Source organism: Pseudomonas sp. SK2 (assembly GCF_016772395.1).
GTDB lineage: Bacteria > Pseudomonadota > Gammaproteobacteria > Pseudomonadales > Pseudomonadaceae > Aquipseudomonas > Aquipseudomonas taiwanensis.
In genome coordinates this window covers 130,543-143,776 of record NZ_CP061944.1, presented here as the reverse complement: position 1 = coordinate 143,776, position 13,234 = coordinate 130,543, and the positions used below count along the sequence as shown (strand labels likewise).

Here is a 13,234-nt window from a genome sequence, read left to right as displayed (position 1 = left end):
ATGAGCATGAATCTGGTAACGCTTCTCTACCTCGTCGCGTCGGTGTGCTTCATCCAGGCACTGAAGGGGCTTTCGCACCCGACCACATCGCGCCGCGGCAACGTGTTCGGCATGATCGGCATGGGCATCGCGATGCTCACCACCGTCGGCCTCATCTACAAGCTTGGTTCCGAACTGGCGACCGCAGGTATCGGCTATGTGATCCTGGGCCTGCTGATCGGTGGTACCGCCGGCTCGATCATGGCCAAGCGCGTTGAAATGACCAAAATGCCTGAACTGGTCGCCTTCATGCACAGCATGATCGGCCTGGCTGCCGTGTTCATCGCCATCGCCGCCGTGCTTGAACCTCAGTCGCTGGGTATCGTGGCCAGCATCAGCGACCCGATTCCAACCGGTAACCGGCTGGAGCTGTTCCTGGGTGCGGCTATCGGTGCGATCACCTTCTCCGGTTCGGTGATCGCCTTCGGCAAGCTGTCCGGCAAGTACAAGTTCCGTCTCTTCCAAGGAGCACCGGTACAGTTCGCGGGTCAGCACAAGCTGAACCTGATCCTGGGCCTGACCACGATCCTGCTGGGCCTGTTGTTCACCTTCACTGGCCATTACAGCGCCTTCACCCTGATGCTGGTCCTGGCCTTCATCATGGGTGTGCTGATCATTATCCCGATCGGTGGCGCCGACATGCCTGTGGTGGTGTCGATGCTCAACAGCTACTCGGGGTGGGCGGCGGCGGGCATCGGTTTCTCGCTGAACAACTCGATGCTGATCATCGCTGGCTCGCTGGTCGGTTCCAGCGGTGCGATTCTTTCGTACATCATGTGCAAGGCGATGAACCGATCGTTCTTCAACGTCATCCTCGGCGGCTTTGGCGGTGATGCCGATGCCGGCGCAGCGGCGGGTTCGAAAGAACAACGCCCGGTGAAGTCCGGCTCGGCCGACGATGCCACGTTCCTGCTGAGCAACGCCGACAGCGTGATCATCGTTCCGGGCTACGGCCTGGCCGTTGCGCGCGCCCAGCACGCGTTGAAGGAGTTGACCGAAAAACTGACCCACAACGGCGTGACCGTGAAGTATGCGATCCACCCGGTAGCGGGGCGCATGCCTGGACACATGAACGTGCTGCTGGCCGAGGCCGAAGTGCCGTACGACCAGGTGTTCGAGATGGAGGACATCAACGCCGAGTTCGGCCAGGCCGACGTGGTGTTGGTATTGGGTGCCAACGACGTGGTCAACCCGGCAGCGAAAAACGATCCTAAGTCGCCGATTGCCGGCATGCCAATCCTGGAAGCGTTCAAGGCCAAGACCATCATCGTCAACAAGCGCTCCATGGCCAGCGGCTATGCGGGCCTGGACAACGAACTGTTCTACTTGGACAAGACCATGATGGTGTTCGGTGACGCGAAGAAAGTCATCGAGGACATGGTCAAGGCAGTGGAGTGACGACACCCGCTTCAAACCCTGCGCTATAAAGGAAGCCCCGGTCAGAATCGACCGGGGCTTCCTCATTCATTGCTCCAGATCAACGGCTCTATTTCCTGGGTTCTCATACGACCATGGTCGTGGGACGGCGACGGGCGAAATCTCTAGACTGCGCTGCAGTAGCCTCAGTAGCCCGAGATAACAATCCATGTACCGTGATCGTATCCGCTTGTCCTCCCTGCACAGCAAGGTAATGAGTGCGGCTGATGCCGCTGGTCTGATCGAGGACGGCATGACCGTCGGCATGAGCGGTTTCACCCGCGCCGGCGAAGCCAAGGCCGTACCCCATGCACTGGCCGAGCGCGCCAAGCAGTCGCCGCTGCAAATCAGCCTGATGACTGGCGCCAGCCTGGGCAACGACCTGGACAAGCAACTGACCGAAGCCGGAGTCTTGGCTCGTCGCATGCCCTTCCAGGTTGACAACACCCTGCGCAAGGCCATCAACGATGGCAAGGTGATGTTCATCGACCAGCACCTTTCGGAAACGGTCGAACAGCTGCGCAACAAGCAGCTGAAACTGCCTGACATCGCTGTCATCGAAGCGGTGGCGATCACCGAAGAGGGCCACATCGTGCCGACCACTTCGGTGGGCAACTCGGCGAGCTTCGCGATCTTCGCCAAGCAAGTGATCGTCGAGATCAACCTGTCGCACAATGCCAATCTCGAAGGCCTGCACGACATCTATATCCCGACCTACCGTCCGACCCGCACGCCCATTCCGTTGGTCAAGGTCGACGACCGTATCGGCAGCACCGCCATCCCGATCGACCCAGCCAAGATCGTCGGTATCGTCATCAGCGACCTGCCGGACTCGCCGTCGACTGTTCTGCCGCCGGACGACGAAACCCAGGCCATCGCCGACCACCTGATCGACTTCCTCAAGGGCGAAGTCGAGGCCGGTCGCATGACCAACAAGCTCGGCCCGCTGCAAGCCGGTATCGGCAGCATCGCCAACGCGGTGATGTGCGGCCTGATCGAGTCGCCGTTCGAAGACCTGACGATGTACTCCGAAGTACTGCAGGACTCGACCTTCGACCTGATCGACGCCGGCAAGCTGAGTTTCGCCTCGGGCAGCTCGATCACCCTGTCGACCCGTCGCAATGCCGACGTCTTCGGCAACCTCGAGCGTTACAAGGACAAGCTGGTCCTGCGCCCGCAGGAAATCTCCAACCACCCGGAAGTCGTGCGTCGCCTGGGCATCATCGGCATCAACACCGCCCTGGAGTTCGACATCTACGGCAACGTGAACTCCACCCACGTGTGCGGCACCAAGATGATGAACGGCATTGGCGGTTCCGGCGATTTCGCCCGTAACGCGCACCTTGCCGTATTCGTGACCAAGTCGATCGCCAAAGGCGGTGCCATTTCCAGCGTCGTGCCTATGGTCAGCCACGTCGACCACACCGAGCACGATGTCGACATTCTGGTCACCGAGCAAGGCCTGGCAGACTTGCGCGGCCTGGCGCCACGTGAGCGGGCCCGTGCGATCATCGACAACTGTGTCCACCCGGACTACCGCGCCGCGCTGAACGATTACTTCGAGCGCGCCTGCCAACGTGGCGGCCACACCCCGCACATCCTGCGTGAGGCGCTGAGCTGGCACGAAAACCTGGAAGAAACCGGTCGCATGCTGGCCAGCTGATCCAGCCGCTTCACTGTGACACCCCTATCGCCGGCAAGCCGGCTCCTACTGGATGTACACCATCCCTGTAGGGGCCGGCTTGCCGGCGATAGCGCCAGTAGAGTCAAACCACTCGCCCGGACAGACCACTTCAGTCTCACGAAAAAACTGTACTACTGTACCGTTAATCGCGACCTTCCCGACGCATAAAACCCATCTCATTATTCAAATTCGCACCATATCAGTGCGGACCAGTACAGTTGCGCCAGTTTCGAGTGCAACAGTAGGGTTAAACAGTTAACTGGACCATCGCATTACCATTGAACTGTATCTACTGTTATGGACGACAGGAGAGGATCATTGGCATCAGTTAAATCACTACCTAATGCCGCCATAAGCGGAAGGATGTCACATCATGGAACGTACCCTCAGTTCCGGTCTGGTTTTTGAAAACAACGCCCAGCAATCTAACGCTTCGCTGCCGCTGCGCGCGCTCTCCACCCTGCTGCTCTGGCAGCGTCGCATGGCCAGCCGCCGTCAACTGGCTCGCCTGGACGCCCGCCTGCTGGCCGACGCCGGTATCAGCGAGTCGCAGCGTTACGAAGAGCTGAGCAAGCCGTTCTGGCGCTAAGCACCGGTTCGCCGGCTACGGCCGGCACCGCGATTTCCCTAACCCGTTGCAGGAAACTGCAGCGGGTTTTTTATTTAGGCCCCGAGCTAGAGCACCCCTAACTCGAAACAGGTACAGTTTCTGTAATTCAGAAAACAACCATAACAGTTAAGCTGCGCAGTGCTCATTAACATCCAGAAACATCGGCGCGTGATACGCTTGCTTCAGCACTCTGGTAGAACATCTTGTTGTAACGTACCGCCAATAGCCGTGTAAGCGTCCGATAAGCAGTACCACTGCCCCTAGTCCAGGAGTCCACGATCATGTCCCGCAACCACCTGATTGGTGCCGCACTGCTGCTGAGCCTCGTCGGCACTGCCAACGCCACCAGCTTCGTCGTTACCACCGATGCTGTCGTTGGCGCAGTCGCCGCCTCGACCGACGCCACGTCCGATGTCTCGTCCTCGTTCAAAGATGACAAGATCGTTCAGGCCGCCCGTGACGATGCCGCCAGCTTCGTCGGTAGCCAGGGCGCCATCCGCGGCGCCAAGCTGGAAAGCGCCTTCGTGCACATTCGCTCGCAGATGCCCGCCCTGCAGGCCAGTGACGCTCAACTTGCCCAGGCCATCCTCGCGCTTTGACTCGTAACGGCTAAAACGGATGCGCTGGCTCTGGCCGGCCCATCCGGGGTAGCCTTCGCTGTCCACGTTCCAAGCCTTTAGAATACCCATGCGTTATCTGTTGCCCTTGCTGTTCGCCGTTGTCGGGATGGCGCAAGCCCATGCCATGGACACCACCACACAGAGCCTGGTCATCACTGGCTATGTCACCAGTCAGGTCACCACCGCCCCGTTCGACCGCAAGCTGGTCCGGCAAGCCCGGGACGATGCTGCGGCCTTCGTGGCCAGCGACGGCATGATTCGCGGTGCCCGCCTTGAAGCCGCCCTCGGCGCTTTGCGGCACAGTGGTGCCCGGCACTCTGTCGGCGACCTTGAACTGGCAGAAGCAATTCTCGTCCAATAACTACACCTGACTCCTTGTATGTTCCGGAGATGTTCCATGCGTAAATCGCTGATCGCCGCCACCCTCGGCATGCTCGTGCTGGCCGACCTGGCTCAGGCGCAAACCCTGGTGGCCACCAGCAACATCATCGTGCGTGCCTTTGGCCGTTCGATCGACTTCACCTCTGACACCACCACCTCGATCCGCGACTCGAAAGTGGTACGTGAAGCGCACGACGATGCTGCCAGCTTTGTCGCCAGCAACGGTGATATCCGTGGCGCCCAGCTCGAGGCTGCCTTCAACACCCTGCGCGAACGCGTTCCCGAAGCGCGTGGCGCCAGTGACCAGGTACTGGCAGAAGCCATCCTCGCGCTGTGAAATCCTTGCGTGCCTGGCTGCTCGGCGGTGTGCTGACACTGCTCGGCACGCCCGCCCTGGCCGACCTGCAGCTCGAGCTGCAGGCTTCCGGCCTCACTTCCCCAGAACAGCAAGCCACCCAAGCCCTGCTTGACGAAGCACTGGGCAAGTTGCCGCCGCGCTTCAAACAGCAGTTGGACCGCCGCATCCTGGTCAGCTGGAGCAATGCGATGCCCGCTGACGCTTATGGACAGGCATCTCTGGTTTCCACGCTGGCGCTCAACAGCCGGCTACTGCCGGGACTGGTCGATGGCAGCGCCGCGCGCGAACGCACCAACCGCCCGCACGGCACGGTTCGCCAGGAACTTCTGGCCACCGTTCTGCACGAACTGACCCATATCTACGACCGAGCCCGCCTCTGGTCCAGTGCCGATCGTTCTTTGATTGCCCAATGCAAGCGCCAGCAGGGCACCCTGGGCAAAGTCGGCTTGCCAGAACAATGCCGTGGCCAGGCCGAACGCCGCTTCACCCTGAGTGACGACCCACGTCTGCTGGACCTTGCCGGCTGGCCGCAGTACGTGGGGCGCCGTGGAGAACGCGAACAGCACAACGGCCAGGGCGTTCGCAGCCCTGACACGTATGAACTGAGCAGCCCGAAGGAATTCATCGCGGTCAATATGGAGTACTTCCTGCTTGACCCAAGCTACGGTTGCCGCCGCCCAGCGCTCAACCAGTATCTGCGAGACCACTTTGGCTGGGCGCCGCCGCAGGACACCTGTGCCAAGGGCCTGCCGTTCCTCAACGCAGGCAGCGACTTCGCCCGCCAACCGCTGGGCGAAATCGACCCGCAACGGGTCTACGAAGTCGACTACCTGCTGGCCGAAGCCAATCAGAACTGGGTCAGCCGCTGGGGCCACAGCATGTTGCGCCTGGTGATCTGCGCGCCAGGGCGCCCACGCGGCCCAGACTGTCGGCTGGACCTTGACCAGCATCTGGTACTGTCGTATCGCGCGTTCGTCAACGACGTACAACTGTCCAGCTGGGACGGCCTGGTCGGGGCGTATCCATCACGGCTGTTCGTCCTACCGCTGGGTCAGGTGATCGACGAATACACCAAGACCGAACTGCGCAGCCTGGCCTCCGTTCCCCTCAAGCTCAGCCGCCCAGAGATCGAAAACCTGGTCCGCCAAGCGGCAGAGATGCACTGGAGCTATGACGGCAACTACTACTTTCTGTCCAACAATTGCGCAGTGGAATCGCTCAAGCTGCTGCGCAGCGGCACGGCCAATCCACGCTTGAACGACCTGGACAACATCATGCCCAACGGCCTGCTGGAAGTGCTCAAAGGGCGAGGGCTGGCCGATACCAGCGTGCTCGACGACCCGCGCGAGGCGCTGCGCCTGGGTTATCGCTTCGACTCCTACCGCGATCGCTACCAGGCCATGTTCGAGGTGTTGAAGAAGCAGCTGCCGATCAAGCAGGACAAGGTCGAGGACTGGCTAGCCCTGGATGCCGATCGGCGTCGCGGCTGGTTCCAGCAGGCCGATCTGCGAACCAGTGCGGCCTTGCTACTGCTCGAACAAGCCAGTCTGCGTCGCCAACTTCTGCTGGCTCAGGATGAGGTCAAGCAACGCTATCTCAATGCCAGTGCGCTCAAGGATGGCAGCATCGACAAGGCCAACAAGGCCCTGCAGCAGATGCTGGCCAACAGTGGCTTCCTCAGCCGGCCAGCAGAATTGCTCGACGCCAGGGGCTACGGCCTGCCGCAGCCGGAAGAGCGCCAGCACCTGGAAAAGGTCAGCAGTGAGCGGCAGGCCCAACTACTGCGCCTGAGCACCGACCTGGACAAAGAGGTGAGGGCGTTGCTGAAGCCGTCGCGGGCCAGGGAAATTGCCGCTGTCGAGGCCAATGTGAAGCAGGTTGGCGAGCACCTGCGGGCGCTGCACAAGGCCGCGGGTGGGTTGCAGTTACCGTAGTGCCTGCAGCGGCCTCATCGCCGGCTAGTCGGCTCCTACAGGTATCTCTCTTCGACCTCCCCAGGCAAGTCCTCATCCAGGTGCAGCCACGGCAAGCGGCTTGCAATCCAGATATGCCGGTTGGCCCGGACGCGCTCCGGGTAGTCCAGCGTGCCCACTGTCACATCGATGCTTTGCGGACTGTGCGTGGTCTCCAACGCCACGTGCGCGCCGCAGTGGCCACAGAAGTACCGGCTACAACTGGTCGGCGCGACATAACGGTTGGGCGTGCCGGCCAGCCAGGTGAAACCGTCGCGGGGCAGGGTGAGCCAAGTCACCAGCAACCCGCCTGTGACCCTCCGGCAGATCGAGCAATGGCAATGGGCGATATCCGTCAGATCGCCCTCCAGCCGGTAGCGCAGGGCGCCGCAATGGCAACCTCCTTCGAGTGATTCCGTCATGACCTACCTCCTGTCGCCTTCATCGAGGCGAAAGCTGGCTGAAAGCTTGCGCCAATAGGATAGCCCCACCACCGGCAGCAGACCGGTCAGCCAGGGCATTCGGAAACGTCCATGCCCGGCCCAATCAACAACAACAATGGTGATTCTGATGTTTTCCTGTGCCCGCCCGTTCGTAGTCCCACTTCGCTTACTCCCCGCGCAGCGCATCACGCGCTGATCAGCCCGAATCGACTGTCCTTTCGCCGCGCCACGCCTGGAGTACCGCCATGCTGACCTTCCTCGGCTTTGCCATGGTCATCACCTTCATGTACCTGATCATGACCAAGCGCCTGTCGGCCTTGATCGCGCTGATCCTGGTACCGATCCTGTTCGCCGTGTTCGGGGGCTTTTCCGCCAAGATCGGCCCCATGATGCTCGAGGGCATCAGCAAGCTTGCGCCGACTGGCGTGATGCTGATGTTCGCCATCCTCTACTTCGCCCTGATGATCGATTCCGGCCTGTTCGACCCGGCCGTGCGCAAGATCCTCAAACTGGTCAAGGGCGACCCGCTGAAAGTTTCTGTCGGCACTGCCGCCCTGGCCCTGGTGGTCTCGCTCGACGGGGACGGCGCCACGACCTACATGATCTGCTGCGCCGCGATGCTACCGCTGTACAGCCGCCTGGGCATGAGCCCGCGGATCATGGCCGGCCTGATCATCCTGGCCGGTGGGGTCATGAACATGACCCCATGGGGCGGCCCGAGCGCTCGCGCCGCCAGCGCCCTGCATGTGGACCCATCCGACATCTTCGTGCCGATGATTCCGGCCATGGTCTTCGGCGTGCTGGCGATTCTTGCCATCGCCTATCTGTACGGCAAGCGCGAGCGTGCCCGCCTGGGCGAACTGCACCTGCCGACCGACGATATCGACCACAGCGAAATCAGCGTCTCGCAGTTCCCCGAAGCTCGTCGTCCGAAGCTGATCTGGTTCAACGGTGCCCTGACCGCCGCACTGATGGTGGCCCTGATCGCAGGCGTGTTGCCGCTGCCCGTGCTGTTCATGATCGCCTTCAGCATCGCCATGATCGTCAACTACCCGTGCCTGCAGCAGCAAAAAGACCGTATCGCCGCCCATGCTGGCAGCGTGTTGGCAGTCACCGGGCTGATCTTCGCCGCCGGCATCTTCACTGGCATTCTCTCGGGTACCGGCATGGTCGAGGCGATGTCCAAGAGCCTGCTCGCTGTCATTCCAGAGGCATTGGGGCCGTACCTGGCAGTGATCACCGCGATCGTGAGCATGCCGTTCACCTTCTTCATGTCCAACGACGCCTTCTACTACGGCGTACTGCCGGTGCTCTCGGAAGCCGCCAGCCATTACGGCATCAGCCCGGTGGAAATGGCCCGTGCGTCGATCGTCGGACAGCCGGTACACCTGCTGAGCCCCTTGGTACCCTCTACCTACCTGCTGGTGGCCCTGGCCGGTATCGAGTTCGGTGACCATCAGCGCTTCACCCTCAAGTGGGCAGTGCTGGTCTGCCTGTGCATAATGCTCGCCGCGCTGTTGATGGGCATTTTCCCGCTGTTCAGCAGTCTGTAAACGCATCACCCAACCGCGCTGCGTGCTTCACTGTGCGCAGCGCCTTTATCGTTTGAAGGAATACACATGGAATGGCTGACCAGCCCGGAAATCTGGGTTGCCTTTTTCACCCTCACCGCGCTTGAGATCGTTCTCGGTATCGACAACATCATCATGATCTCGATCCTGGTCAGCCGCATGCCCAAGCACATGCAGCCGCGCACCCGGATCTTCGGCCTGGCCCTGGCCATGGTCACGCGCATCATGCTGCTGCTGTCCATCACCTGGGTCATGCGCCTGACGGCCGACCTGTTCGTGATCTTCGGCCAGGGTATTTCCGGCCGCGACCTGATCCTGTTCTTCGGTGGCCTGTTCCTGCTGTGGAAAAGCTCCCAGGAGATCTACCACGGCCTGGAAGGTGAGGACGAAAACCAAGAAGAACCCAAAGGCGCAGGCGGCAAGTTCTTCTACACCATCATCCAGATCGCCATCATCGACATCGTGTTCTCCCTGGACTCGGTCATCACTGCCGTTGGGATGGTGTCGCATGTGCCGGTCATGATCGCCGCCATCATCGTGGCTGTACTGGTGATGATGCTGTGCGCAGGTGCCATCAGCAATTTCATCGACAAACACCCGTCGCTGAAGATGCTCGCGCTGTCATTCCTGATCGTGGTGGGCACGGTGCTGATCGCCGAGTCGTTCGACGTGCATGTGCCCAAGGGCTACGTCTACTTCGCCATGGCCTTCTCCCTGGCGGTGGAAGCCATCAACATCCGCATGCGTACCGCCATGGCGCGCAAGCAGGGCAAAGAGCATGAGCCGGTGAAACTGCGCAAGGACATTCCAGGTCAATAAGACTGGAGCGTGCGACATTAAAAGCCCTTCGGGGCTTTTTTTGTTCGTGTGACCTGCACTGTCGCCGGACGATCATCAAATGTTTCAAATATGTTCCAGCCATGCCAAGCTGGCGCCACGTCCGCAAAACAACTAAAGCTTGAGTGAGCACTGAAAAGAAGCCCACCCCCGGGCCAGGCTCACCGCTTCACCCATTGGCCCTGACACTGGGGCAAAGAAGGAAGGGGGGCTACACATGCTGACCCTGCTCAACCTGCTCTCCGCCGTGGCATTGCTGGTATGGGGCACACACATCGTCCGTACTGGGATCCTGCGCGTGTTCGGCTCCAACCTGCGCCGCGTACTGAGCCAGAACATGAACCGCCGCCCGATGGCCTTCATCGCCGGGATTCTGGTTACAGCCATGGTGCAAAGCAGCAACGCCACCGCCATGCTGGTGACGTCGTTCGTCAGCCAAGGCTTGATGGCGATGACCCCCGCGCTGGCGATCATGCTGGGGGCCGACGTCGGCACTGCGTTGATGGCCAGGGTCCTGACCTTCGACCTGTCGTGGCTGTCGCCGCTGCTGGTGTTCATCGGCGTCATCTTCTTCCTGTCACGCAAACAGACGCGTCTGGGCCAGTTGGGCCGGGTAGCGATCGGCCTGGGTCTGATCATCCTGGCCCTCGAACTGATCGTACAGGCCGCGGCGCCCATTACCCACGCGCAGGGCGTAAAAGTGCTGTTCGCCTCGCTCACCGGCGACATTCTGCTCGACGCCCTGGTTGGCGCGCTGTTCGCCATGATCACCTATTCCAGCCTGGCCGCCGTGCTGCTTACCGCCACTCTGGCGGGCGCCGAATTGATCAGCCTGCCCGTGGCCATCGGCCTGGTGGTGGGCGCGAACATCGGCAGTGGCCTGTTGGCCTTCATCAGCACCAGCATGCAGAACGCCTCCGGCCGCCGAGTGGCATTGGGCAGCCTGCTGTACAAGCTGATCGGCCTGCTGCTGATCATTCCCGTGCTGCATCCACTGGTGAACTGGATGGATAGCCTGAGTTTCAGCCCGCAAGAGCTGGTCATCGGCTTCCACCTGCTCTACAACACGCTGCGCTGCCTGATCATGCTGCCCACCGTCAAACCCATGGGTCGGCTGTGCAATAGCCTGCTGCCCGAGCGTGAAAACGGAAACGGCCAGATTCGCCCCCGTCACCTCGACCCTGCCGCCTTGAGCACGCCCAGCCTGGCCCTGGCCAACGCCGCCCGGGAAACCCTGCGCCTGGGCGACATCGTCGACAACATGCTCGAAGCGATGCTTGGCGCCTTGCGCGGCACCCAGACCGCCTTGCCTCAGCAGGTCCGGGCCTTGGGCGAGGATGGCGAGGCCCTGTACAGCGCGATCAAGCTGTACCTGGCACAAATGACTCGCGAAGACTTGAGCGACCAAGACAATCGCCGCTGGGCCGAGATCATCGAACTGGCCATCAACCTGAAGCTGGCCTGCGACCTGATCGAGCGCATGCTGCGCAAAGTCCAGCAGCAGAAAACCAGCCAGCGCCGGGAGTTTTCCCAAGTCGGCCTGGAGGAACTGACCGGTTTGCAGGAGCAGTTGCTGGCCAACCTGCGACTTGGCCTGTCGGTATTTCTCAGCGCCGACCCTCAGAGCGCCCACTTGCTGCTCCGGGAAAAACGTCGCTTCCGAGCCCAGGAGCGGCGCCTGGCTCATGCCCATGTCAGCCGACTGCAACGCAAGGTGGTACAAAGTATCGAAACCAGTTCGCTACACTTGGAGCTGATCGCTGACATGAAGCGGTTGAACTCTTTGTTCTGCAGCAGTGCCTACGTTGTACTGGGCGGTTCCGATACTGGCGGGCTGATGCTCGACACTGTACCGGACGAAGCCCGCTTGCCCTGATCTCGCTGACCGGAGACCCAAGCTCGCCCATGCGTTGCCTGATGTTCCTTTGCCTGCTGATCTGCAGCCTGCCCACGCTGGCCCTCGACCGGTCGAGCGTTGAGGGCTATCTGCTACCCAATGGCCTGCAAGTGATCCTGAAGTCCGGCTATGAACGCGACCATGTCGCCATCCGCCTGGTAGTGGGCGTTGGCCTGGACGATTTCGACTGTGACCAGAAGGAGTTGCCGCACCTGCTCGAACACCTGCTGTTCAGCGGTATCGACGAGACCGGGGAGGGGGGGCTCGAAGAACGGCTGCAGGCACTGGGCGGGGAATGGAATGCCTACACCAGCAGCGCCGACACCACGTTCGTGATCGAAGCGCCGGCACGCAACCAGCGCAAAGTCCTCGACCTGCTGTTGGCGGTCATCCGCGATACTCGCATCGACGCCGAGGCGCTGGCCACGGCCAAGCGCATCATCGAACGTGAAGATGGTGGCCATTATGGTCACCTGCAGCGTTGGCTCGACCGCCAGGACATCGGTCACCCCGCCAGCGACCAGCTGGCTGTCGAGCTGGGCCTCAAATGTCCGGAGCGCTCCAAGCTGGACGACATGACCCTGGAGCAGGTCCAAGCCCTGCGCGAGCGCTGGTACGCGGCCAACAACATGACGCTGATCATGGTCGGTGGCCTTGATCGGTTGCTGCCGGCCTACCTCGAACGCACCTATGGCGAACTGCCAGCCACCGAACCCGAAGAACGACGCAACCTCGACAGCATCAGCCAACCTGCCCAGCAACGTCGCGAACTCATCAAAGGGTGGCTCGGCGACAGCGTCAAACTGCACTGGCTGTTCATCGAGCCGGTGCTGGACAACGACCACCAGAGCACCCTCGACCTGCTCTCACGCTACCTGGAGTGGGCCGTCTACGACCAGCTGCGCCTGCGTCATGGCCTGTCGTACGGTCCAACTGTTCAGCGTGAGAGCTTCGGTGACAGCGGCATGCTCAGCCTCAACGCCGACCTTGAGCGCGACGACATCGACAAGGCGACCAAGGTGATGCAACAGCTGTTGGATCACCTGCGCAAGGACGGCCTGGACCCTGATACCTTCGCGCGCATCAAGGATGCCGCCGTCGCCAAGGAAAGCTGGAGCACCCAGGGTAACAGTGCCCTTGCTGACTATTACTGGGGGGCGCTCAACGACTACAGCAACGGACGCTTCCCCGACCCGGCACGCAAGCTACGCCAAGTGACACTGGAGCAAGCCAACGATGCGTTGCAGACATTGCTCAAGGACCAAGGCTATTTGCGTATCGAGAAGCCGTTGCTGGGGTATGACGAACTGTATGGGCTGGTTGCCTTGTTGCTGGGACTGATTCTGGCGCTGGGGTTGCTGCGTTGGCGCGGTCATGGCGCGAAGCGACCAAGCGGTGCTACACGGCAGTAGTAAATCGGCGGTAT

12 protein-coding genes are annotated in these 13,234 nt (G+C 61.3%); 11 read left to right on the top strand and 1 reads right to left on the bottom strand.

Annotated elements, in window-relative coordinates; translation table 11 throughout:
• From IF103_RS00670 to IF103_RS00640, 7 genes are all read left to right on the top strand, one after another.
• The gene (locus IF103_RS00670) at positions 1 to 1,437 is read left to right on the top strand and encodes an NAD(P)(+) transhydrogenase (Re/Si-specific) subunit beta (protein ID WP_202675798.1); all 1,437 of its coding nucleotides are present in this window, start codon (positions 1 to 3) and stop codon (positions 1,435 to 1,437) included.
• Between the two features lie 187 nt (positions 1,438 to 1,624).
• Positions 1,625 to 3,118, top strand: a complete 1,494-nt coding sequence (gene scpC, locus IF103_RS00665) for a succinyl-CoA:acetate CoA-transferase ScpC (RefSeq protein WP_202675797.1) — start codon at positions 1,625 to 1,627, stop codon at positions 3,116 to 3,118.
• Positions 3,119 to 3,512: 394 nt separating this feature from the next.
• Positions 3,513 to 3,728, top strand: a complete 216-nt coding sequence (locus IF103_RS00660; RefSeq protein ID WP_023378057.1) for a DUF1127 domain-containing protein — start codon at positions 3,513 to 3,515, stop codon at positions 3,726 to 3,728.
• A gap of 302 nt (positions 3,729 to 4,030) precedes the next feature.
• Complete coding sequence (locus IF103_RS00655; RefSeq protein ID WP_023378056.1) at positions 4,031 to 4,348, top strand: DUF2388 domain-containing protein; 318 nt, start codon at positions 4,031 to 4,033, stop codon at positions 4,346 to 4,348.
• Positions 4,349 to 4,436: 88 nt separating this feature from the next.
• Entirely contained in the window at positions 4,437 to 4,730 is a 294-nt protein-coding gene (locus tag IF103_RS00650) for a DUF2388 domain-containing protein (RefSeq protein WP_023378055.1), read from the top strand.
• 36 nt (positions 4,731 to 4,766) lie between these two features.
• Positions 4,767 to 5,087, top strand: a complete 321-nt coding sequence (locus tag IF103_RS00645) for a DUF2388 domain-containing protein (protein ID WP_027906620.1) — start codon at positions 4,767 to 4,769, stop codon at positions 5,085 to 5,087.
• On the top strand, positions 5,084 to 7,042 hold the full coding sequence (locus tag IF103_RS00640; RefSeq protein ID WP_104883083.1) for a DUF7844 domain-containing protein: 1,959 nt from the start codon (positions 5,084 to 5,086) through the stop codon (positions 7,040 to 7,042). The genes IF103_RS00645 and IF103_RS00640 overlap by 4 nt, the downstream gene beginning before the upstream one ends.
• 35 nt (positions 7,043 to 7,077) lie before the next feature.
• On the opposite strand, the gene IF103_RS00635 is transcribed toward IF103_RS00640, so the two are convergent.
• The gene (locus IF103_RS00635; RefSeq protein WP_023378052.1) at positions 7,078 to 7,482 is read right to left on the bottom strand and encodes a GFA family protein; all 405 of its coding nucleotides are present in this window, start codon (positions 7,480 to 7,482) and stop codon (positions 7,078 to 7,080) included.
• 266 nt (positions 7,483 to 7,748) lie between these two features.
• On the opposite strand from IF103_RS00635, the gene IF103_RS00630 reads away from it, so the two are divergent.
• The 4 genes from IF103_RS00630 to IF103_RS00615 all read left to right on the top strand — a co-directional run bounded on the left by IF103_RS00630 (position 7,749) and on the right by IF103_RS00615 (position 13,220).
• Positions 7,749 to 9,056, top strand: a complete 1,308-nt coding sequence (locus IF103_RS00630) for a CitMHS family transporter (protein WP_202675796.1) — start codon at positions 7,749 to 7,751, stop codon at positions 9,054 to 9,056.
• Between the two features lie 66 nt (positions 9,057 to 9,122).
• The gene (locus tag IF103_RS00625) at positions 9,123 to 9,893 is read left to right on the top strand and encodes a TerC family protein (RefSeq protein ID WP_023378050.1); all 771 of its coding nucleotides are present in this window, start codon (positions 9,123 to 9,125) and stop codon (positions 9,891 to 9,893) included.
• A gap of 235 nt (positions 9,894 to 10,128) precedes the next feature.
• Entirely contained in the window at positions 10,129 to 11,787 is a 1,659-nt protein-coding gene (locus tag IF103_RS00620; RefSeq protein WP_023378048.1) for a Na/Pi cotransporter family protein, read from the top strand.
• Positions 11,788 to 11,816: 29 nt separating this feature from the next.
• Positions 11,817 to 13,220, top strand: a complete 1,404-nt coding sequence (locus IF103_RS00615) for a M16 family metallopeptidase (RefSeq protein ID WP_023378047.1) — start codon at positions 11,817 to 11,819, stop codon at positions 13,218 to 13,220.
• Positions 13,221 to 13,234: the final 14 nt, after the last annotated feature.